20 protein-coding genes and 4 pseudogenes are annotated in these 22089 nt (G+C 56.5%); 17 read left to right on the forward strand and 7 right to left on the reverse strand.

The window, feature by feature from the left end:
• Positions 1-5 precede the first annotated feature (5 nt).
• From NO345_RS18065 to NO345_RS18080, 4 genes are all read left to right on the forward strand, one after another.
• Positions 6-989 carry a VOC family protein gene (locus NO345_RS18065; protein WP_256301618.1) on the forward strand — a complete coding sequence of 328 codons (984 nt, stop codon included), beginning with the start codon at positions 6-8 and terminating at the stop codon, positions 987-989.
• 86 nt (positions 990-1075) lie between these two features.
• Entirely contained in the window at positions 1076-2374 is a 1299-nt protein-coding gene (locus NO345_RS18070) for an aromatic ring-hydroxylating oxygenase subunit alpha (protein WP_256301620.1), read from the forward strand.
• A 4-nt stretch (positions 2375-2378) separates the two neighbouring features.
• Positions 2379-2897, forward strand: a complete 519-nt coding sequence (locus tag NO345_RS18075; RefSeq protein ID WP_256301621.1) for an aromatic-ring-hydroxylating dioxygenase subunit beta — start codon at positions 2379-2381, stop codon at positions 2895-2897.
• 102 nt (positions 2898-2999) lie between these two features.
• A complete protein-coding gene (locus NO345_RS18080; RefSeq protein ID WP_256301622.1) occupies positions 3000-3986 on the forward strand; it encodes an aldo/keto reductase in 987 nt (328 codons plus the stop codon).
• 45 nt (positions 3987-4031) lie between these two features.
• Here the strand turns inward: NO345_RS18080 and NO345_RS18085 are convergent, their stop codons facing one another.
• Entirely contained in the window at positions 4032-4937 is a 906-nt protein-coding gene (locus NO345_RS18085; protein ID WP_256301623.1) for an alpha/beta fold hydrolase, read from the reverse strand.
• Between the two features lie 232 nt (positions 4938-5169).
• On the opposite strand from NO345_RS18085, the gene NO345_RS18090 reads away from it, so the two are divergent.
• The 4 genes from NO345_RS18090 to NO345_RS18105 all read left to right on the forward strand — a co-directional run bounded on the left by NO345_RS18090 (position 5170) and on the right by NO345_RS18105 (position 7195).
• Positions 5170-5703: a hydantoinase B/oxoprolinase family protein gene (locus NO345_RS18090; protein WP_256301788.1), complete on the forward strand. Its 534-nt coding sequence runs from the start codon at positions 5170-5172 to the stop codon at positions 5701-5703.
• Positions 5704-5715: 12 nt separating this feature from the next.
• Positions 5716-5958 (forward strand): hypothetical protein, encoded by a 243-nt coding sequence (locus NO345_RS18095; RefSeq protein WP_256301624.1) that lies wholly within the window; start codon positions 5716-5718, stop codon positions 5956-5958.
• Positions 5959-5960: 2 nt separating this feature from the next.
• The gene (locus tag NO345_RS18100) at positions 5961-6251 is read left to right on the forward strand and encodes an acetone carboxylase subunit gamma (protein ID WP_256301625.1); all 291 of its coding nucleotides are present in this window, start codon (positions 5961-5963) and stop codon (positions 6249-6251) included.
• A 173-nt stretch (positions 6252-6424) separates the two neighbouring features.
• Positions 6425-7195, forward strand: a complete 771-nt coding sequence (locus NO345_RS18105) for an SDR family oxidoreductase (RefSeq protein WP_256301626.1) — start codon at positions 6425-6427, stop codon at positions 7193-7195.
• 40 nt (positions 7196-7235) lie between these two features.
• On the opposite strand, the gene NO345_RS18110 is transcribed toward NO345_RS18105, so the two are convergent.
• Positions 7236-8051, reverse strand: coding sequence for an alpha/beta fold hydrolase (locus NO345_RS18110; RefSeq protein ID WP_256301627.1), 816 nt, complete (start codon positions 8049-8051; stop codon positions 7236-7238).
• A 197-nt stretch (positions 8052-8248) separates the two neighbouring features.
• On the opposite strand from NO345_RS18110, the gene NO345_RS18115 reads away from it, so the two are divergent.
• Genes NO345_RS18115 through NO345_RS18135 form a run of 5 tightly spaced genes read left to right on the forward strand, consistent with a single transcriptional unit; the run spans position 8249 to position 12884 of the window.
• Complete coding sequence (locus NO345_RS18115; protein ID WP_256301629.1) at positions 8249-9487, forward strand: ABC transporter substrate-binding protein; 1239 nt, start codon at positions 8249-8251, stop codon at positions 9485-9487.
• 53 nt (positions 9488-9540) lie between these two features.
• On the forward strand, positions 9541-10275 hold the full coding sequence (locus NO345_RS18120) for an ABC transporter ATP-binding protein (protein WP_256301631.1): 735 nt from the start codon (positions 9541-9543) through the stop codon (positions 10273-10275).
• Complete coding sequence (locus tag NO345_RS18125; protein WP_256301633.1) at positions 10275-10994, forward strand: ABC transporter ATP-binding protein; 720 nt, start codon at positions 10275-10277, stop codon at positions 10992-10994. The genes NO345_RS18120 and NO345_RS18125 overlap by 1 nt, the downstream gene beginning before the upstream one ends.
• Positions 10994-11872, forward strand: coding sequence for a branched-chain amino acid ABC transporter permease (locus tag NO345_RS18130; RefSeq protein WP_256301635.1), 879 nt, complete (start codon positions 10994-10996; stop codon positions 11870-11872). The genes NO345_RS18125 and NO345_RS18130 overlap by 1 nt, the downstream gene beginning before the upstream one ends.
• Before the next feature lies 1 nt (position 11873).
• On the forward strand, positions 11874-12884 hold the full coding sequence (locus NO345_RS18135) for a branched-chain amino acid ABC transporter permease (protein ID WP_256301637.1): 1011 nt from the start codon (positions 11874-11876) through the stop codon (positions 12882-12884).
• Positions 12885-13300: 416 nt separating this feature from the next.
• Here NO345_RS18135 and NO345_RS18140 read toward each other — a convergent pair whose 3' ends face one another.
• Together NO345_RS18140 and NO345_RS18145 are read right to left on the reverse strand one after the other, a co-directional pair.
• Positions 13301-13543 carry a hypothetical protein gene (locus tag NO345_RS18140; protein WP_256301639.1) on the reverse strand — a complete coding sequence of 81 codons (243 nt, stop codon included), beginning with the start codon at positions 13541-13543 and terminating at the stop codon, positions 13301-13303.
• Between the two features lie 102 nt (positions 13544-13645).
• Positions 13646-14815 (reverse strand): MFS transporter, encoded by a 1170-nt coding sequence (locus NO345_RS18145; protein WP_256301640.1) that lies wholly within the window; start codon positions 14813-14815, stop codon positions 13646-13648.
• A 153-nt stretch (positions 14816-14968) separates the two neighbouring features.
• Between NO345_RS18145 and NO345_RS18150 the strand changes: the two genes are divergently transcribed.
• Both NO345_RS18150 and NO345_RS18155 read left to right on the forward strand, forming a co-directional pair.
• Positions 14969-15469, forward strand: coding sequence for an LUD domain-containing protein (locus NO345_RS18150; protein ID WP_256301642.1), 501 nt, complete (start codon positions 14969-14971; stop codon positions 15467-15469).
• Between the two features lie 3 nt (positions 15470-15472).
• The gene (locus tag NO345_RS18155; protein ID WP_256301644.1) at positions 15473-17656 is read left to right on the forward strand and encodes an LUD domain-containing protein; all 2184 of its coding nucleotides are present in this window, start codon (positions 15473-15475) and stop codon (positions 17654-17656) included.
• Positions 17657-18323: 667 nt separating this feature from the next.
• On the opposite strand, the pseudogene NO345_RS18160 reads toward NO345_RS18155, so the two are convergent.
• A pseudogene (locus tag NO345_RS18160) lies at positions 18324-19523 on the reverse strand (IS701 family transposase).
• 327 nt (positions 19524-19850) lie between these two features.
• Positions 19851-20258 carry a hypothetical protein gene (locus tag NO345_RS18165; protein ID WP_256301646.1) on the reverse strand — a complete coding sequence of 136 codons (408 nt, stop codon included), beginning with the start codon at positions 20256-20258 and terminating at the stop codon, positions 19851-19853.
• Between the two features lie 89 nt (positions 20259-20347).
• Between NO345_RS18165 and NO345_RS18170 the strand changes: the two are divergent.
• Both NO345_RS18170 and NO345_RS18175 read left to right on the forward strand, forming a co-directional pair.
• A pseudogene (locus NO345_RS18170) lies at positions 20348-20989 on the forward strand (IS6 family transposase).
• A 107-nt stretch (positions 20990-21096) separates the two neighbouring features.
• Positions 21097-21607, forward strand: a pseudogene (locus NO345_RS18175) (transposase); the annotation flags it as partial.
• Here NO345_RS18175 and NO345_RS19900 read toward each other — a convergent pair.
• Positions 21601-21757 (reverse strand): annotated as a pseudogene (locus NO345_RS19900) (site-specific integrase); the annotation flags it as partial. The pseudogenes NO345_RS18175 and NO345_RS19900 overlap by 7 nt on opposite strands.
• Between the last annotated feature and the right edge of the window lie 332 nt (positions 21758-22089).

Genomic DNA, 22089 nt, shown 5'->3' on the forward strand with positions numbered 1-22089 from the left:
AACTTATGGGCCAGTTTAACTCGGCACCTGAGCGTCCGGAACTCGCGCGGCTGGGACATGTCGCCTTGGAAACACCGGATCTTGACGAGTCGCTACGGTTCTTCCGGGATACAATCGGACTTCAAGAAACGGATCGAACTGAAGACACGGCATTCCTGCGGTCGATGTACGACACGGAGCACCATACGTTGAGTCTCACTGAGACCGATACAGCCGGGGTCAACCACATTGGGTGGCGCGCTCAGCGCCCCGAACACTTAGAGTTGTTCGTGGACCAACTCGAGAAAGAAGACATAGACGTCTCACGGCTCTCTGCTGGCGAGGAGCGTGGACAAGGCGAGGCTATTCGGTTCGAAGCGCCCAACGGGCACCCCTTCGAAATCTACTACGACGTCGAGAAGCCCGACCCTCAAACAGAAAAAGAATCGCAGCTCAAAGCGAGACGGGTCAGCGGCGACACGCTGGTGCGCGGCGCGCCGACCCGTCTCGACCACGTTCACCTCCGCGACCGGGATGGCGCCGCAGCAACGGAATGGCTTGAGGAACACCTTGGGTTTCAGGTAAACGAGTTCTACCGGAACAAAGGAAAACGCTGGGGAACCTGGCTGAGCGTGACGCCACAACCGCATGATCTTGCGCTCAGCACGCATGAGGATACCGGCGACTCTGATGGCCGAGCCGAACAGTTCCACCACGTCTCGTACCGCGTCGAGACCGAACACGACCTCTTCGCAGCTGCTGACCGTCTCCGAGAGAACGGATACAAACTCGATGCCGGCCCCGGCCAACACGCCATTACCGAGGGGAAGTACCTCTACATGCGTGAACCTGCCAGTGACATCCGTCTCGAACTCTACACTGGTGGGTACCTCATCTTCGACCCCGACTGGGAGCCAATTGAGTGGTCCGACGAGGATATTGGCATTGCCGGCGATCACCAGTGGATCGGTGAACTTGACGAGAGGATGAAACCGACCATCCCCTACTGAGACGACTACATCCAAGACAAAAACTCTCAGCCACCCTTGGATTAGCGTACCAAAGATATAATAATCTACCCAGTTATCCGTGTTGTATGGCGGTTGACCGCATACAGAACCAGATGTCGGACGCGCTTGAAGTCCTAGAACAGGACGGCACAGTTCCGGACGACATCTACAGCAGCAACGAGATATTCGAGCTAGAACAGGATAGAATCTTCCGACGAAAGTGGATACCTGTCGGCCACGAGTCGGAGATACCGGACGAGGGCGACTATATCGTTCGATACATCCTGGAGGAGAGCTTCATTGTCGTCCGTGATGAAGAGGGCGAAGTTCAGGTCTTCGCGAACGAGTGCTGCCACCAGGGCCGACAGGTCTGTCACGGTGAGATGGGCAACGCATCCCACTTCCGGTGCCCCTATCATGGGTGGACATTCGACAACACTGGTGAGCTTGTTGGGATTCCCAATCTCGAGGATGCGTACCAGGGGAACATCGACAAGGACGAAGTTGGAGGCCTTCGACAGCCCAGATTCGACACGTATGACGGACTTGTCTTCATCTGCCTGAGCGAAGAAACCGAGCCGCTCGAGGACTTCCTCGGAGACTTCAAGTTCTATCTCGACTACCACCTCAAAAGAACGAGTGAAGGGATGGAATTACTCGGCCCCCACCGCGTAATCAAGGATACGAACTGGAAGATAGGGGTCATCAACAACATGAGCGACCACTACCACTCACTCGTCACCCACCGCTCGTTCGCGGACGTTCCGAGCATCCTCCCGACAGACCGCCTCGAAGAAGACGAACCTCGATACCACATCCATGCGGGACCGGGCGGACTCGAGATGGCGGAGACTGGGTCGTGGTTCGACATCTATCCCGAGGAGATGCACGATAGTATGCGGGAAGGACTCCCTGAGGAGAACCTCAAGCTGATGGAAGAGAAAGGATACACACCCATCAACGGTGGGTTCTTTCCAAACTTCATCATCAACACCACCGCCGTCGCCACGCCGGAGGGTGAAGATTCCGCTATCGGGATGACGTACGTCATGATGTATCGGCCGATAAGCGCGACGCAATCCGAGGCGTACCTGTGGTGCGCAGTCGAGAAGAACGCCCCCGAGAAGTACAAGGAACGCGCCCACCAAGCGTTCGTCGGCGCATTTGGGTCGTCGGGGGTTGCGGACCAAGACGACGCCAAGAACTGGATGAGCGTGACGAAGGGCTCGAAGGGGACCACTATGGATCTCCGATACGATATGCAAAAGGAGACAAAACCGGTCGACTGGGACGCCCCTGGGACCGCGTACCACAGCTGGTTCAATGAGGCGAACGCACGCCACTTCCTGCGACAGTATTTCGAAGCGATGTCAGGGGAGGACTGATACCATGGCAAGTAAACAGACTGCATACGTCGACCGGAATACCCACTGGGAGATTGAGCAGTTCCTATACAAAGAGGCGGAGTATCTGGACGATCGACGCTTGGACGACTGGCTTGAACTCCTTGATGAGGAGATCGACTACAAAATCCCGGTTCGCGTCTCGCAGGAGGGTCGCACCAGCGACTTCCTTGACACGTACCACATGTACGAGACGTACGAAACGCTCAGCGATCGCATCACCCGACGCGCCGGCGAGTACGCTTGGTCAGAGCGCCCACCTTCTCGGACTCGCCACTTCGTTTCAAACGTCCGCGTCGAACCTGGGGACGGAGAAGACGAGTATGAGGTGAACTCGAATCTCCTGCTGTACGTGAGCAAAGGCGACTCGGGGGACTACGATACACTCTCTGCGAAGCGGGAGGACGTCATTGTCAACACGGATGACGGCTGGAAAATACGGAAACGGACCGCCTACCTCGACATCACTACGATCCCCCTCGATGCTATGAACTATTTCCTCTAACGGGGTCGGGATAGCCGTCTTTAACAGCCGACTCCGTCTGGCTGGTTGGCACGGTCCTAAGCCAACCTAAATTATAAATAGTATCACAGGCACACTCAATCTGTGCAATACACAACGCTCGGCGACACTGGAATGTCAGTCAGTCGTATCGCCCTCGGCTGTGCGGGGTTCGGCGACAGCGCCTGGCGGGATTGGGTACTGGATGAGGAGGAGAGCCGAGAGATAATCGAACGCGCCGTCGAACTCGGTATCAACTACTTCGACACTTCAAACCTGTACTCACTAGGCGAGTCAGAACGACTCCTCGGCGATGTGCTTTCCCAGTACGACCGTGACAGTAAGGTCATCGCCTCGAAGTGCTACTATCAGACCGACCCGGATAACCCCAACTCCGGTGGTCTCTCCCGGAAGGCCATCGATCAGGCAATCCAAAATTCGAAAGAGCGCCTGGGTGTCGACACCATTGACCTCTATCAGATTCACCGCTGGGACTACGATACCGACATCAAGGAGACTCTACGCGCGTTTGACGATGCTGTCACGCGTGGTGACATACACAACTTCGGTGCGAGTTCTATCTGGGGCTACCAGCTTGTTGAAGCGCTCAAAACGAGTCGCTCAATGAATATCGACTCATTTGCCACGATGCAAAACCATTACAACCTAATGTACCGCGAGGAGGAACGCGAAATCATGCCTATATGTCAGCAGGAGGGCATCGCCTTCGTCCCATGGAGCCCGCTCGCGCGAGGCACCCTCGCTCGCCCCCTCGAGAATTTGGACGCGACCCGGAGGGGCCAGACGGACGATCGTACGGAGGGACACCCCTATCTGGAACGCGGCGGCCGCGAAATCAACGAGCGGGTCCAGGAACTGGCCGAAGAGTACGATGCCTCGATGGCCCAGATAAGCCTCGCATGGATGCTGTCGAAGGACATGGTTGATGTCCCGATTATCGGCGCAACCAGCATCAAACATCTTGAAGAAGCCGTCGAAGCCGTCGATATTGACCTCCGCGAGAGTGACATCGCGTATCTCGAAGAGCCCTACAAGCCCGTCCGCGTCTCGGGCAAGAATAAAACCGCTTAAACTCAGGAAGGACAGTCAATGGTCTCGAGGGATCCGGGGTTGATCCTACTGACCGTACTCTTTCACGAAAGCCGCAGTATCGTCGTTGAACTGATCGGCTTCCTCCCACTGCGGCCAGTGCGCGGAGTGTTCGTACAGGTGGTACTCGACAGTCGGCATGAGGTCGGTCGCGAACCGCGCGGCCTTCTCCGGGGCACCGGGGTTGTGCGCCGAGTATATGAACAAGACTGGTACGTCTAAGTTCTCCACTTCCTCCCGTGACCAGAGATGGAAGTCGTCAATGAGTGTGGACTGATAGATCTGTGGCATGACCTCCTGCACTCGATCCTGCTTGTAGATCTTGTACCGTATTTCGACGAGTTCGTCACTCGGCGTCTCGTTGACGAACAGCCAATCCAGGCGTCGACGGACGGTCTCTCTGGTCACGCCCGCGTCGAGCATATCCGTCGTGCGGTCGGCCAAATCCTCGAGCTTCTCCTGGGTGTCGGCCTTGTCCTCCTCGGTGACGCTCGGTGGGTCGAGTTGCAGGAGGCCGGCAGGTGTGTTGAGACCGATGGTCTCGGTCAAGTGCGGGCGGTTGATCCCCATGTACGCGGACACCATGCCACCGAGCGACTCCCCGTGGACATGCGCGCTCTCGTAGCCGAGTTCGTCGATGAGGTACTCAACTTGGTCGGAGTAGTCTTCCAGCGTGTACTCACAATCCTCCGGAGCGCTGGACAACCCGTGGCCGATGTAGTCGATGGCGATGACTTCCCGGTCGTCGAAGCGTTCAGCGAGGGGGATGACGTTCTTGAGATACGATTCTACGTGTCCGCCAATCCCACTAAGCAAGATGAGTGGCGGTTCGTCCCCATTACCCGCCCGCAGGCAACGCGTCCGATAGGGGTCACTGCCGACGTACTGCACTTCTGCACCTAAGGTTCTAATCCAGGCTGTTTCTTCGGACATCAGATGGGATATCTATATCCACCAATAAAAGTATTCGGCTCCGACCGATCGGCCTCCGTGCCGGCCTTCCCTCCGCCCAGCGACGGAAGAGTAATGTGAACGACGCAACGCTCATATTCTGTTGTAGTATGTTAGAGAATTGGTAGCATGTACATTATAGGGGTAGACACCGGTGGGACCTTCACCGACACGGTAGTCACCGACGAAAGTGGGAATCGAATCGTAGGATGACCTGCTTGCCGAATCGTGCGGCTCCTGGCCGACGGTCACCGTCTTAGGACTGGACCACGACGGTAAACCTGTCGCCGACCTGTTCATGGACTCGATGGCCGGCGGATGGAGAGCTCGCTCGTACGAAGACGGCATCGAAACTGGCGGTATCATGTGCACGCCGCGGGGACAGTCCCCGACAGTCGAGCGGACCGAGCACGACCTGCCGATGCTCTACCTGTTCCGCCGGGAACTCGAGGACTCGGGTGGCGCCGGCGAGTACAGGAGTGGCGTCGGCGGCGAGATAGCCTGGAAACCGCACAACGTCGGCGGACCGGAGGCGCTGGACATCCCCCTCGAACTGACGCTGACCAGCTTCGGCGTCGCGTTCCCGCCGGTGCAAGGAATCAACGGCGGACTACCGCCGAACTCGAATCGCTACCAGATCAGCGAGGATACGGATGTCGCCGACCGACTCGCTGAAGGGCGGATACCCGAAGATATCAGCGAATTTGGTGACGCCAACGTCCTCCCGCCGAAGTACGAGATGCAGTAACGGGAGGCGGACGTGTTCCAGTTGTCGTGGGGAGGCGGCGCCGGACTCGGAGACCCAATCGACCGCGACCCGGAGCGCGTCCGCGAGGATGTCGCCAACGGGTACATCTCCCACGAAATGGACCGGTCCACGTACGGCGTCGCAGTCGACGGAGAGGGCATCGACGCCGAAGTGGACGCAGAGGCGACCGAGGCCCGTCGCGAAGAGATTCGCTCGGAGTGCTTCACCGCGGTAAAGCGGGAGGAGGGTGAGTGAACGTGCCGACCACGCTCGACACCCACCTCGAAGCGGCGGACGGTCGCCTCCGGTGTCGTTCCTGCGGCGAGGATATCTGCTCAGTCGACGCCGTCTATAAGGAGCACTTGCTCTGTGCGAAGAAGCCGCTGACGGAGGCGAACCCGCTCATCGACGAACCGGGAATCTACGTCGACGAGGAGTTCGAACTTCGGGAGTACTACTGCCCTGGGTGCGCGACGCTGGTTGAGGCGCAGATGATGCAGTCTGATCGGGATATTCTGGCCGACAAGGAACTGGCGACTGACCACTGAGCCACCAGCTCACCCCTTGGCTGTCGGTCACACGAGCGAGTTATCCGCCACTGCTCGCTCGAATCGTTCGTTCGCCATTGCTTCCCTGACCTGTTCTTTCGCTACCGCATCCCCAACTGAGCGTCCCCGGACGATAGACATAGGTAACTGCGGTTTATACTCCGCATTATCCGATGACTGAACTACTGACGGACAGGACTGCAGTCGTCACCGGCGGGTCGAGCGGTATCGGTCGCGGCATCGCGCTCTCGCTCGCGGGCCACGGCGCGGATGTGGTGGTAGCCGACATCGACCCCGAACCCAGAGGTGGCGGGATTAAGACTGTCGACTTGATCGCCGAGGATACGAACGGAAGCGGGGCATTCGTCGAGTGCGACGTGAGCAAGACATCGGACCTCGAACAAGCGGTCGAGGCTGCCGAGGAAGCTGGCGGACTTGACATCATGGTCAACAACGCTGGTATTCTCCACCGGCAGCCGTTCCTTGATATAACCGAGTCAGATTACGACGACCTGCTGGACGTCAACCTTCGAGGTACATTCTTCGGGTCGCAGATAGCTGCCCGAAAGATGCGGTTCTCCGGTGGTACCATTATTAATGTGGCGAGCGACGCGGCGCTCAAGGGGTATGGGAACCGGACGACATACTGTGCGTCCAAGGGAGCCATCCGGACGCTAACCTTCGCGATGGCTGAAGCGCTTGGTCCGCAAGGAATCCGAGTCAACGCAATCCTCCCCGGGTTAACGGAGACCCAAATGTCCTCGTTACAGCGACTGAACGACGACGAAATGGAGGATCTCTTCAAGAAGATACCGCTACGGCGAGCAGGTCAGCCCTCTGACGTCGGAGACGTCGCCGTTTTCTTGGCGAGCGACCTCGCAAGGTACGTCTCCGGTGCATCACTTCTTGTCGACGGTGGTCTAACAAACACGGACACACTCTGAGGTGGTCAAGAACTGTCTAAAGTGGTGCTCCACGAGTATATTATAGGAACCGGCGGAGCATAGACTCAACCTCGTTGACCTGATCTACCATCTCCCAGTGTCCAGATCCCTTTATTACGTATAGCGACGCGTTATCAATTAGCTCCATGTATTCCCACGTATGAGTGACCGGCGGGCCCAAGAAGTCGTCGTCTTTGCCCTGGAAGATGATAGTTTGGTGCGGCAGGTTAGCAATGTCTTCGTCCGCGAACACGAGTCCGCCACCCTCTAGCATCCTTCGTATTGCGGCATATGCCTCAGGAGCGTTTTCTCTGTTCCACATCTCGATCCGTCGGTCGATCGCTTCGTTTAGGTCAAACTGGTCGGTGACGCTCATCCGTCCTACAATCTCCTCCATATTTGACCGACCGAGCGCTGACCAGTCTTGATCTATGGGGTCTGATTCAGAGATGAGGCGGGCCGACGGGCCGAACAGCACGAGTTTGTCGATCAAGTCGGAGCGCTTGATTGCGGTTCCAATCGCCACAGAGGCCCCGAACGACTGTCCGACGAGCGTGGGTCTGGATAGTTCGAGCGTCTCCACGAAGCCAACTACGTGGTCCTGAAAAACCGTTCCGTCGTAATCGAAATTGTCTGGGTGGGGTATCTCAGACTTGCCGAACCCTACGAGATCCGGCGCGAGGACACGGTACCCAGCTGAAACCAGTTTGGGCATAAGAAACTGCCAGTTCAGCCATGCATCGATTCCTGGACCGCCCCCGTGGAGCAACACGAGTGGTTCGCCCGTACCACCTTCGTAATAGTGGGTCTCAATGCCGTTGACGTCTACTTTCTTCTCGCGGATTTCCAAGGGCATTGATATCGTTTAATACAGCGAGTGATGGTAAAACTACTGCTCACCTCCCGGATATCCGGTTTCAGACCTGCAGGTACGCCCTAAGGCCCGACAGTGACGAATATATCTGAGTGCTCGAAGAAATGGACCCTAGTATGAGTAATAGGGGTGTATTGAACCCAAAGTTTATTATATTGATTGTGAGTGTGTTGCAGTATATGTCCGAGCGACAAGAAGGCTTAGACCGCAGTGAGAGCTACCAGACCACTGTCAGGAATCGTCGTAACGTCCTGAAGGCCATCGGTTCCGTGGGGTCGATTTCCGCGCTTGCCGGCTGTTCAGGCACCATCGGCGGCCAAGGTGGGTCAGGCGGTCCGATAACTGCCGGCATCGCAGTACCGACGTCTGGTGGATACGCTGCCCTCGGAGAAGCAATCATCGCAGGCACGGAGGCGGCGATTGAAGATCGGGACGGCTCGATTAACGGCCGGGAGATAGAGGTCGCTACCCGGGACACGCAAGCAAACCCGAGCACGGCCCGAAACGCAGTTGAACAGCTTGTCAGTCAGGAAAGCGCTGACTTCATTAACGGGCCTGTATCTACGAACGTCGGCGAAGCGCTTCTTCCGATTATCGAGGAGAACGAGGTCTTGACCATCATGTCGAACGCGGCCACAACGGCGGCGGTCACGGATAAGTGCAACCGGTATACGTTCAAGACATCACCCATCAACGAGCAACAGGCGATGCCGATGGCGCAGTGGGCCGCTGAGAACCTTGACGGCGATGCCATCACGTTCTCAGCGGACTACTCTGCGGGGGCGCAAGTAAATGGGTTCTTCAAGAGGTACTTCGAGGAGGGCGGCGGGACAGTCGTTGAAGACATCTACGCGCCCCAGGACGAAAGCGACTTCTCGTCGTACTTCTCTCGGATACAGAACTCCGACGCGGACATCGTGTTCTCGTTCTTCGCTGGGGGGGCCGCAGTCCGATATCTAAACCAGGCTGCGGACTTCGGACTGGGCCAAAACCACGAACTGACTGGCCTCGGGTACCTGACGACTGGCGACGTAATGCCAGCTATCGGCGAAAACGCGAACGGGTGGAAGACTTGCCTCGACTATGCGGACACGCTCGAACGTGAGGAGTTCCAGACTTTCAAATCAGTCATGTCCAATCACGGCGTGTCTGAACCGAATCTTTATCACGCGCGGGGGTACGCCGCTGCCCAGTCCGTGTTCAAGGCGATGGAGGAAAGCGGCTCGACAAACACTGAGGATGTCATCTCCGGGCTCGAAGGACTAGAAGTTGCCGCTCCCCACGGTGACATCAAGTACCGCGCTGGTGACCACCAAGCTATTCTCGACTTCTACATCCGCGAGGTTCGGGACCAGCAGAATGAAATTCTCGACACTCAAGAAGATGTCATCCTGGAGGATCGGTGTGAAGCGTTCTAATTCAAGACAGCGATTACAATTGATGAAGGGCAAGCAATTAATCGTCGGATAATATGCTGACTGCAACAGACCTCACCAAAGAATTCGGTAAATTGCTGGCGGTCGATAGCGTTGACTTCAGCGTCGACGAGGGCACGATTACCTCGATAATCGGTCCGAACGGCGCCGGGAAGACGACGTTTTTCAACCTGCTAAGCGGTCGACTAACCCCGACCAGGGGGACTGTCAAGTTTCTTGGTGAAGACATCACCGAGGATCCACCGTACAAACGCTGCACGGCGGGTATCGGGCGGTCATTCCAAATAAACAATATTTTCCCAGACCTTACGGTACTCGAAAACGTCCGGGCGCCGGCGCAAGCAACCCTCAACCGCCAGTGGACGTTCTGGCGGCACCGAGATGAGTACGAAGACGTTCGCGAACAGGCGATGGCTGCGCTCCGAAACGTCGGCTTAGAGGGCCAGGCCGATCAGCGAGCGTCAGACCTCCCATACGGCGACCAGCGACGTCTGGAGATCGCCATCACGATTGCGACCGACCCTGAGCTGATACTACTCGACGAACCCACGGCAGGGATGTCGCCCGAGGAGACTGAGCGAATAATCAGTCTCATCCAACAACTCAGTAGCGATTTCACGATACTACTGATTGAACACGACATGGACGTCGTCGATGATGTTTCCGATCAAATCATGGTTCTCAACCAGGGCCGAAAACTCGTCGAGGGTCAACCTAGCAAGGTACTGAACGACGAGCAAGTGCAGGAAGCCTATCTGGGGGGCCTCTGATGGCGCTGCTCGACGTGGATTCTATCCACACCTCTTACGGCCGGAGCAAGGTCCTTCACGGCGTCTCGCTGTCGGTGACGGGCGGCGAGGTCGTCTCGCTCCTGGGTAGGAACGGCGCCGGCAAGACGACGACTGTTCGCTCCATCGCCGGTCTGACGCCAGCATCGGAGGGCACCATCGTGTTCGACGACCAGGAAATAACTGACTGGTCACCCGAACACATCTCGAAGGCTGGTATCTCGCTGGTCCCTGAAGACCGCGACATCTTCCCATCACTGACCGTTGAGGAGAACCTTCGCCTCGGCGGGATGGCCCACGACGATTCGGCGGGGCGTCTCGCGCGGATCTACGACTATTTCGCGCGGTTGGACGAAAGGCGCACGCAACTCGCAGGTCAGATGAGCGGCGGTGAACGACAGATGCTGGCTATCGGTCGGTCGCTGATGACGAATCCAGACCTACTGATACTCGACGAACCTAGTGAAGGACTCGCGCCCGTCATTGTCGACGACCTCGTAGACATCCTCAACGAGATACGGGGTGAAGAGGCCGCAATCCTCCTGATAGAACAAAACACGGAGATAGCTATGAAGCTAGCCGACAGACACTACATCATCGAGACCGGACAGAACCGCTTCCACGGCACGACCACCGAACTAAAACAGAACGAAGAGATACTGGAAACGACTCTCGGTGTCCGTCAGAAGGAGGTCGACTAATGGTCGCGACGTCCGCAATAATCGCCCAAGCCCTGAACGGACTCTCTCAGATGATGCTGCTCGTGTTGATTGCGTCGGGACTGACTATCATCTTCGGCCTCATGGACATCCTGAACTTCGCTCACGGGTCGTTCTACATGCTCGGCGCCTACATTGGGCTGAGCACGTACTTGCTGACTGAACAGTTCTTCTTAGCCATCGTAGTCGCGTTCATCCTCGTCGGGGCGCTGGGCGGGTTGCTTGAGTATACGACGCTTCGGCCCCTGTACGGCCGCGATCCGGTGGACCACCTTTTAATCACCTTCGGGTTCCTACTCGTGCTTGACCAGTCGGCTCACTTCATTTGGGGAGCGGACCTAAAGTCGATGCCTACGCCCGACCTGCTCGACTTCTCGCTCCAGCTCGGCATGCTGTCGTACCCGGCCTATAGAATCTTCATCTTCTTGTTCGGTCTGGCATTCGTCGGCGGAATGTTCCTATTGATTCAGCGGTCGAACATGGGCCTGATCATTCGAGCAGGGACGCACAATACCGAGACGGTTCGCTCACTGGGAATCAACTTACCGCGCGCGTTCACGATGACCTTCGCGTTCGGCGCTGGAATCGCCGGAGTCTCCGGAGTCATCGCAGCACCAGTGGTTGGTCTATCCCCGACGATGGGTGTCTCGATAATCATCGACGCGTTCATCGTCGTGGTAATCGGTGGGCTCGGGAGCTTCCGCGGCTCCATCGTCGCGGCGTTCATCATCGCCGAGGTGAGAGCGCTAGGGGCACTGTTCTTCCCCGGCTTCACGTCGATACTCGTGCTCCTCGCACTTGTCGTCACGCTCGTCATCAAACCAGAAGGACTGTTCCCGACGTCCATCACGGAGGCATAACATGAACGTAAATCTAAACACGATTCGACACGGCGCGGTCGAGAACCGCTGGCTAATAGCGATTCTCACCGTGCTAACGGTATTCCCGTTCGTTGCACCGCCGTTCATTGGCTCGTTCTATACAGTGTTGATGATCGAAGCGATGGTATTCGCCATCTTCGCCCTCGGGTATGACATCATGATGGGCTACACGGGGATGATTTCGTTCGGCCACGCCGCGTACTTCGGTCTCGGCGTCTATGGTGGAGCGCTTACGGTACTCCACCTCTCGGAGGGGCTTATTCCCCTCTTATTGGTCGCTGTCGTCCTCAGTGCAGCGTTCGCGTTCATCGTGGGCTACTTTTCGCTTCGGTCCACGGGCGTGTACTTCGCGTTGATAACCTTTGCGTTCGCGCAGATTCTCTACGAAATCGTAATCCGGTCGAGTGACTTCCTCGGTGGCAACAACGGCCTCACCGTTTCAACGCCGACCCTCTTCGCCAGCATCGAAATTTCTGAGATGATGATCTACTATATTGTCTTCCTCACGATGGTGGCCGTCTACATAGGCGCCCGTCGGCTAATGAACTCGCCACTGGGGCTGATATTCCAAGTGATTGGAGAGAATGATCAGCGCGCGGAATTCATCGGCTACAACGTCGACCGTTACAAGCATATATCGTTCATCATCTCCGGAATGGTCAGTGGGCTAGCTGGTGGTCTCTTCGTCGCAGCAGAGGGGTTCGCATCACCCGATATGTTGTTCTGGTTATTCTCTGGAGAAATAATCATTATGGTGGTCTTTGGCGGCGTCGGCACGCTCTACGGTCCGATGATCGGTGCTGGTGTCTTCATCTACCTCGAGACCTACCTCAACTCTACGTTCGACGCGTGGCAGATAATCTTGGGTCTCGTTTTTATCACTGTCGTGTTGTTGTTCCCGCAGGGTCTGGTTGGCCTTCTCAAGGACTCCGACAGTCTCGACTCGCTATCGCTGGAGCGGTTGCGCGACCAGCTAACTTCCAGAGACTGACATCCTACCTCGGTTACCGTCGAAGACTTCCGAGTGCATGTGTGTAAGGGCTTGTAGCTTCCCTACGCACTCGGTGTGAATCGTCGCATTTTGCGGTCGAACAGTAAGGGATGGGTGTTTCCAGCCATCGGCACCTATATGGCCCACCGGAGGACTCTGAGTGTGTTCTATTGGGGAGGCTAATCGCGTGAAGTGGAGTTTCCGAATACACCGGAACGCTAGGACACGCCTCGGAGCGCACAGCCGAACGCGACATCGTAAAACAAGATCGACGCGACGAAACGGGGCGCACCAACACCGTTCTCCTCAGAAGGCCCGAAACTGATTCTCGGGCCCGAACTGCGTGTCGGTTCTCTTCCCGTTGCGTTCACAGCTCCTCTCCCACCCTGACGGACGCCTCAACCAGCTAGACGAAACTACCTGTGTGGACGGTCCAGTTCGTCCGGGTTTAATTCATCCTCAGGACCGAACGGTGTCTCCAGCATCTCGGAGAACACGCTGTGGTCCTGCCACGTCAGACTCTCCAGTTCAAGTGGGTCCAGGCGGATGCTTCGACCGAGCTTCGGGGACCGTATCTCAAGTCGGCGCCCGTTCCTCGTGTCAACCATGCGCATTGTGACCGTAGCGAATTCGTTGGAGAGGGTCTTCTCTTCTTCCATATTACAACGAATAGAGTGATGAGTGATAAGCCTTTGTCAAACTCGTGTTCAGGACCACTATCCGTGTTCGAGGTCGATACCGCTGTCGGCTGGCCGAACGTTTCAGACTCGCCACCAGCAGTACATTCCGAGCAGTATCGTCGCCAGCGTGAACGCAATAACAGGCACGTACGATTCAGTGTTCGAGACGATGGCTGTTCCGACGAGCGGGAGCACTAGGGACGTTACTCCGAAGGCTGTTGTGAATACGCCTATGACAGCTGTGCTTCGCTCGGGGTCGTACATCTCGAGGAGGACCGGGATGTATAGTGTCGCCGCGCCGCCGAGGCCGAGGCCGAACAACACCACGGCGACCAGCGACGTCAGTATTGATGGAACAAATAGGAGTATTGTCGCGACGCCGGCGGTACTCATCGACAGGAGATACGAGGGATAGGCGCCGATGCGGTCCGCGACAACGCCGCTACCTAGTCGCGAGAAAATGCTAATTCCACCGATGAACCCGAACATCAGCGACGCGCGTGACGCGCTGAGGCCCCGGCTCTCGAACAGCCCCAGAGTGAATACACTCAACAGCGAGTACCACCCTAGCGAGAAGGCGACGCCAGCGAATTGGTACGTCAAATCGTTCGACCGCCAGATGCCCACAACCCAATCGTACAGTTCCGTTCCCGTTGTCGATTCGTCCTCGACCCACGGCGGGTCCCGGCAGATCAGTCCTGCGAAGAAGACTGGGACCGCTGTTACCACCAGGAAGACGAAAAATCCCTGTCGCACACCAAGTGTATCTAACGTATAGTGCCATGCTGGCGGGACGAGAAAGAGGCTGAGTCCGTTCCCGGCGAACAAGATGCCAGTTCCCGTACCCCTGTACGTATCGAACCACCGGGGGATAGTCGACGCAAGAACCACGTAGACCGTTCCGAGAATAACACCCATCGTCGCAAACACGAACGCTAGCGCATATATCGATTCAACGACGAAGAGCGATGGGGCGAGTAGCGAGAGCACAGCTCCGCTGACAATGAGGACCCTCCTCGCAGGCACTTTCGATATCAATACACCGAGAATCCCTCCGCCAGCGAAGAACATGAACAGCTGCAGAGAGAAGATACTCGAAAGCAGCACCTCGGAGAACGGATATGTGGGCCCAAAGTAACGAAGGAATACCCCGAATGAGTACGGCGTTCCAAAGGTGAAGATGCTAGCGAACGCGCCGACGAGTGCGACTACCCAACTGTAGAACTCATCGGGGGCTCCCGTTCCCGACATGTAGACTCGGAAACTCAGGGGTCGAGCATAAATGTGGCTTTTGCGGCACTGTCGCCGAGGCACGAAGGACAGTGTCGGGTCGTTGTCTCAACACGCACAAACCGCGGTACGCCGACCCAAAGCTAATTACTCGCCCAGACCCTTTCAGTGTACATGCCGACCGACACCCGCTCGCTTGAGCAATCACTGGCGAGTCTGAACGTGGAGAGCAGGCGTGTCGCTCCGTGTAAGGTAGCTGACGCTGTCGCAGCGTTTGCCGCTGACCCGGCGGTCGCGGTCCATCTAGATCGGGACAACGCCTCCCTACCGGACAGTGTGACCGTCGACCCAACGCCGGTTGAGCTGAAGGATGCCACGACAGGCGTGACGCCGGCAGCCTTCGCTGTGGCCGACTACGGGTCCGTGGTACTCCCCACGACAGCTGCGGGAAGTGAACTCGTAAGCCTCCACGTCGACCGGCACGTGGCTGTCCTCGACGCCGCCGATGTCGTGTCAGATATGGAGTCAGCGTTCGAGCGCTTCGGCCGCGACATCTCGAACAGATACGGTAGCGCGGTTCTTGCGACAGGTCCCAGTGCCACCGCCGACATGGGTGCACTGGTGAAGGGCGCCCATGGCCCGAGTGAAGTCCGGGTCGTTATCGTGGAGGACTGACCCATGTCGAAGGCAGACCGCCTCCGTGAAATAATGGATGAGGAAGGTGATGCGGTCCATGCGAACACGCAGAGTTTCAACCGGGGACGCTACGACTCCGTTGCCGACTTAGAAGACTACGAGGCACTGAAAGAGGAGGCGCGCACAATCAAGGAAGACGCCATCGAGCGTCTCCCAGAGCTCATCGACAGACTTGAGGAAACTGTCGAGGGTAATGGTGGGACGCTGTACCTCGCCGATGACGTAGCGGACGCAAACCGGTACATCCGCGAGGTCGTTGGCGAAGAGTCCGCGAAGACCGTAGTCAAGAGCAAGTCGATGACTTCTGAGGAACTAGACGTCAACGACGCGCTCGCGACGGATGGGCACGAGGTGGTCGAAACTGACCTGGGCGAGTGGGTCTTGCAGGTGGCCGATGAGGCGCCATCTCACATTGTCGCCCCAGCTATCCACAAGTCACGTGAGGCAATCGCGGAGCTGCTCAACGAGCATTTCGACTCTGATGAGCCCCTCGAGACAGCAGAGGAACTAACGACGTTCGCTAGGGAAACACTCGGTGAACGCATCTCTGAAGCCGATGTCGGAATGACCGGTGCGAATTTCATTGCTGCTGATACTGGCACTATGGCGCTGGTCACGAGCGAAGGAAACGCTCGAAAATCCATAGCGGCGACGGATACGCACGTCGCCATCGCCGGCGTCGAGAAGGTCATCCCCTCCATTGAGGACCTCCAACCGTTTGTAGAACTCATCGGGCGTTCCGGGACCGGGCAAGACATCACGTCGTACATCTCCCTGTTGACCCCACCCGTCAAGACGCCGACGATCAACTTCAACGACGACGAAACGCCTCTCTCGGCGCTCGATGACGACGATAGAGAGTTCCACTTGGTTCTAATCGATAACGGACGGATGGCGATGCGCAACGACGACGACTTGCGTGAGACGTTGTACTGCATCCGGTGTTCGGCCTGCTCAAACGTCTGCGCGAACTTCCAGCAAGTCGGTGGACATGCCTTCGGCGGCGAGACATACTCGGGAGGAATTGCCACCGGCTGGGAGGCCGGTGTCGAAGGAACGGACGTCGCGGGTGAGTTCAACGACCTTTGTACTGGCTGTTCGCGCTGCGTCGACGCCTGCCCAGTGAAGATAGATATCCCTTGGATAAACACCGTTGTCCGCGATCGGGTCAACCGCGGGAAGGCTGGGAAGATTGACTTCCTAGTTGACGGGCTGACACCCGACGATGAGGCGGGGAACCCACCACTTCAGAAACGACTCTTCGGCAACTTCGAGACGGTTGCGAAACTCGGCTCCGCGCTGGCACCACTCTCGAATTGGTTAGCTGACACCACCGTCTCCAAGCGGATGATGGACCGATTCCTTGGCATCGATGCCCGCCGCGACCTGCCGGAATTCAAACGCGAGACGCTGACTGAGTGGTGCACTGACCGCGACTCGACGATCCAGAACCCGCGCCGCCAGGCAGTACTGTACCCCGACCTCTACACAAACCATGTACAGATCGAACGTGGAAAGGCAGCTATCCGGGTCCTTGAAACCCTAGGAGTCGACGTAGTGGTTCCTACGGCACCCTCCAGTGGTCGTGCTCCTCTCTCGCAGGGAATGGTGGAGACAGCTCGCGATCACGCCGAACGGGTCGCTGACTCACTCGACCCATTCATCGAGGAAGGGCGTGACATCGTCGTCATTGAACCAAGCGATCTGGCGATGTTCGAACGCGAGTACGAGCAACTGCTGGACCTGGCGACCCAAGAGCGTCTTGCTGACGAGAGCTACGAAATTATGGAGTATGTGTTTGGACTGCTGGAAAACGGCGCAGATGCGGCGGCGCTCTGCGAGGGTGCTGGTGAGCATGTCGCGTACCATAGCCATTGCCAGCAGCGGACGCTCGGCCTTGAGGGCCACACTGTCGCTGTCCTCGAACACTGCGGGTTCGACGTGTGGACCTCCGACGTGGAGTGTTGCGGCATGGCAGGTAGCTTCGGATATAAGTCTGACTACTACGACGTGAGCATGGCCGCTGGGGACGAACTCCGCCGGCAGTTCCATGAAAAGGATACCCAGAACCGGACGGTCGTCGCCAGCGGAACATCCTGCCTTGAACAGCTAGATTCACTCCTCGAACGGCACCCGACTCACCCCATCGAACTTCTCGTGGACTGATGACGGTAGTGGGTCCATCAATCCAACCGGTGTGAACGCAGGCGGTTAGCTGGAAGAACCGGTGCATAATTAGCTGCCCTACATTTTTGAGTTCATCTTGTGTCCGAATACAATTGTCCTCTATACTGGCAGTGAGGGTGGTCAGTCCGCCCGCGTCGCGTAACGGTGGTCGAGGGAGATAAGTTCATGCCACCTTTGGTTTCGGTCACGGGTATTCAATCTCCGTACGCACGGCGGTGGCCGAAAGAAGATCCTTCAAATTCTCCGAACTGCGTGGGGGACTGCGGGTCCTGTTTAAATTCCTCGTATGCTTACCCGGCGACGTAGCGATAGGGGCGCTGGAAGAAAATGGGGTCCGGAAAATTAGTATAAAGACATAGTCACAATACAATATTTTCCGCTTCATCTACTTCTATATACATTGTGAGCATATAGCATAGTGGAGCGCGGTTCGGTGCTGCGTAAACACCGTTACTAGCGCTTCTCAACGTGACCGAAACCCATTCCCACCACGGAGGCCGTGGTCACGTAGATGCCGTGGCTTGCCCGTTTGTCCTTTGTCAAACGCAGGTCCGTGCCCTTTGCCGGGAGGCCTCCCCCGGCAGGATCGACGACATTTCCCAGTTCAGAAACAGCGCAGTCGACAACAGATAATTGAGAACGTTACCTAGCTTTGCACGTTAGCGTTATCTGTTGAGTGAACGAAGAGCTGGTCGATCTCTTGCATGAGATCATCGACGCCTCGGTCATCGTTGTCCCGAATCTACGAGAGAAGGTTGTAGAAAGCTTCTTTCATGGAATGCTCGAGGTTCGCTCGAAGATGACGACTTCGAGCGAACCGTACCCAAGGCGCTCAAGTCGGGATTAAGACGAACGAGGCCGTAGGCGGCCATGAGAAGGTGGCAGTGCCGACTGGCACCTTCGTCGGTCAGCATCTCGGAGTCGCTTAAGCCGAGATCCTGCCTCGGGGCCTCAAAGAACGTCTCGGTTCGCCACCGCATTCTGGAGGACCGAATCACGTGTTCGGTCGATGCGTCGATTTTGTTCGTGGCGAGGTATTTGACCGGGTTATCTTCGCCCTCCCAGGTTTATTTTTAGGCGATGGCCAGCTTCACGTCTCCCAACTGGGAGACGGGAAGCTTCTTCGTCCAAATGTGGTAGGTTTCCTCTTCGGTATAGCTCTCAACCCTGTCGATGCGCTCTGCCAGCGTATCGCCGCTGAATTATTCGCCAGCGTGGGTGACCTTGTGATTGCTGCGGAGCGGGCCGATTCAGCCCTTGTCGTGGAATTCGATTTGGGTGGGAATCCCAGAATCGTGGGCGAACCACGGGTCGAAGAGGTAGGTGTCCGCATGCACACTACCCCTTCTTCGAGTTCCGTAACAATTCCACGGGCGAGACCGTACTAGGTATTGGGGTCGGCGTCCCCGCCATCTTGTTGTTCGTAGAGGCGGAAGGTGAGCGGGTAGGCAGGTTTGTCGTCAGCGTAGAAGGCGTGGATAAGCTCTTCGCCCTAGACAGTGTCGCCTTCACCGCAATCGTAGAAGTGGCCGATACCGGGGATTTCGTCCTCAGAATTCTCGGTGATCGTGTCATCAGAGATAATGTAACCATCCTTCAACCAGCGCGCACCCCCTGTGTTTCTGAAGTTCGTCAACGCGTTCGCGGTTGAGTTGCTGTTCGTTCCAGCCGTACTCGGTGAGGAATTTGTTGAGGGCGCGTTTTCCGTTGGCTGGAAGGACTTCGCGTGCAATACCGCCACGGTCTTGTTGTTGGCCGCAACAAGACCGGTGACGTAGGTTTTGGCGTGACGGCGTTATGCTGGTAACCGCAAGTCGAACCCATCGAACACGCACGTAGACGGCAAGGGTTGTCATGATCGGCATTATCAATCCTTGCTATCGGCTACGTCACGGCCCCGATTCAATGTGCAAAGCTGAGTTCGTAATGAAATCGGCGTTCATGCTCGCAAGAGACTCTCATGGTAAGCGTCTGGAACGTCCATGCGAGGTTCTGGGACGCCCCATATCGTCAGATGGTGGTCCAGATTCCCTGAAGTCGGCGATATGATCCGCATACAGCGTCGGCGTTCAGCGGGGTAAAGTAAGTTGTACAGAGGCTTAGAAATTAACGTCGCACAATAGTAGGTCGTTGGTCCTCCCACGGATTCATCTCTGCAACTCAAACCGACGTCTCAACTGGTTGCTTCGGCAGCTGCATCATCGATAATTGTGGTGAGTTCTTCCCACAGCATTTCATTATTTTGTTCGCTCGAGTTTGAAAATACTGAGTTGAACGTTTCACCCCCAACTGTCGAAATGATGCTCACTTCATCTGTTTCGATGATTACGATTGGAACCACTAAGTCGGCCTCTGAAGTATTTGGGCTACTTCTTTCGCCTGGGTGAACTATGATAATCTCTGTATTAGGGCCCGAGTCCATCCCCTCTGGAAAGATGAGTCCTGACTCAGCCAATATTTCCGATTGGTTATGATATGACTCTACGACCCACTTCTCTCGATCCAGCAACCGTAGGACTTCGTAGAACACCTCCTCGCATCCGGCTTCTACCGCCTTTGTGTACCAAGTCCCTGTTTCCATGTCTGGTAGCCATGTTTTCCAGTATGGTTAAAGGCAGTGTTCCGGGCGGTGCTCAGGTAAGGATACAGAGTGAGGCGGTCGGGTTTTGAGTGACCAATGCTCGAAACCGCCCCCTCACAGAAGGTAGTGACTGCTTTGAGTTAGATTTTCTGGAGCGAGAAGCGACATCCGAGCCAGCGATGAAACTCGGTATCCGACTCAATTTAGCTGGATTATCACTTTCGAATACGGTAACTATACTCGATAAATTGGATGTCGACCACTGATGCTCAACTGTCCATAACCGGGTGCAGAAAGCTGATTTACAGCCCACAGATAGTGCAGACCCGGTTCACGTCCCAGTCGACGGGCGGTGACCCAATTCAAGGACGAACGATTCTGGCGATACGCCGCTGTTGATCCAACAACGAACCACTTGCTTACACGTCCGACTCTTCCCGACGAGAACACAGGCACTGACCGAGAAGTCCCTCGAGAATCTTTGCGAAAAACATCTCGTCGACGATATGGTCTTTCTCGTCGATAGAACTCCGTGGTTGCAGGCAGCCTGTCACCGTCACGTGCTTCGATTCCAGCATGAAATTTACGGGAGTCGAATTTGCGTCGAACGTGCCTTTAGAGAAGTAAAACCCAGTACAAACCAGTTCTCAAACTGCTTCAGTCACGCCGAAGCAGAGACTGTCGAAAGTTGGTTGCAAGCGTTCGACTTCATATGGGATCAGCTAATATGAACACTACCTCCGACGCATGAATATCTTCACGGGGTCTGGTGAATCACTAGATTGCGTCGGCTTCGGCCGTTAGAACTTAGAAAATGAAGTGGGAGACCGCTGATTCTATGCCGAAGATCTCCCGCCGCGCGCAGAAAGCAGTACGATTGACCAAAAATGCTATCAGTGTGTGAGGCGAAGCCGCCGCCCCGGAGAGGGTATCGGTTCCGCCGACTAGGCGGTTGTGTCACTTCACTGTCTGGGGGTTTACCTCGACAAATCCTACCGCGACAGCCTTGATCTGCTGAGCGAGTTACAAATACTCGGGTAGATCGGCCTCGACTAGGCCAATCTCCCAGACCATTCCACGTTAGTCAAGCGTTTGACGAACTTAAAACGGCACTCTGGCGGGTGTTGCTCCGACTCTCGTCGGAGCTGTACGACCCGAGCGATCACGCCGCTATCGACGCCACGTTCTTAGATCGCGAAACCGCGAGCAAGCACTACTGTCGATGGACAAATTACTGCGTTCAAACACTGAATACGACGGCGCTCGTCGACACGGAAACGCAAGCGATTCTCGACGATTACTGCGCGACCGGAAAACCGCACGACACCCAGCACAGCATCCAGTCGGCGTCGTCAAGGACGATCCTTGACAAACCGTTGTCCCCGTGGTCACCGACGGCCAACTCAGTACCGCTCGAGTTCGCGTGCAGCGTTTCGTCGATAGTTCCCACCGTCCCCACCGCGGCCTTTCCCCTTGTCCTGGAGGTAGCGCTCGATCAGGCATCCACCGGCCCTCCACCCTCCTGCGAGCCCGGTCTCGGTGCCTCTACCCTGGGCAAGCGCCGTCGTGAGGTGGTTCCAGCATTCGTGCTTACCCGACAGCGGCGAGGTACTTGACTATGGTCATGATTATTGAGTTAATCAGAACCATCGTGTATTTTCCGTATTTGGCCAATTTCCATGTATAGAACGCCTCTACTGCCCAAACCACAGATATTAAACTGTATATCGCAATATAGAATTCCACGTATTGGAAGTTGAGACTACAGCGGGTTTAGCGGGTCTGTAATGCGTGGTATCGCCCGAATCGATGAGCGAAATCTGCGTCAGAT

Origin of the sequence: Haloarchaeobius salinus (assembly GCF_024464185.1) — an archaeon.
Classification (GTDB): Archaea; Halobacteriota; Halobacteria; order Halobacteriales; family Natrialbaceae; genus Haloarchaeobius; species Haloarchaeobius salinus.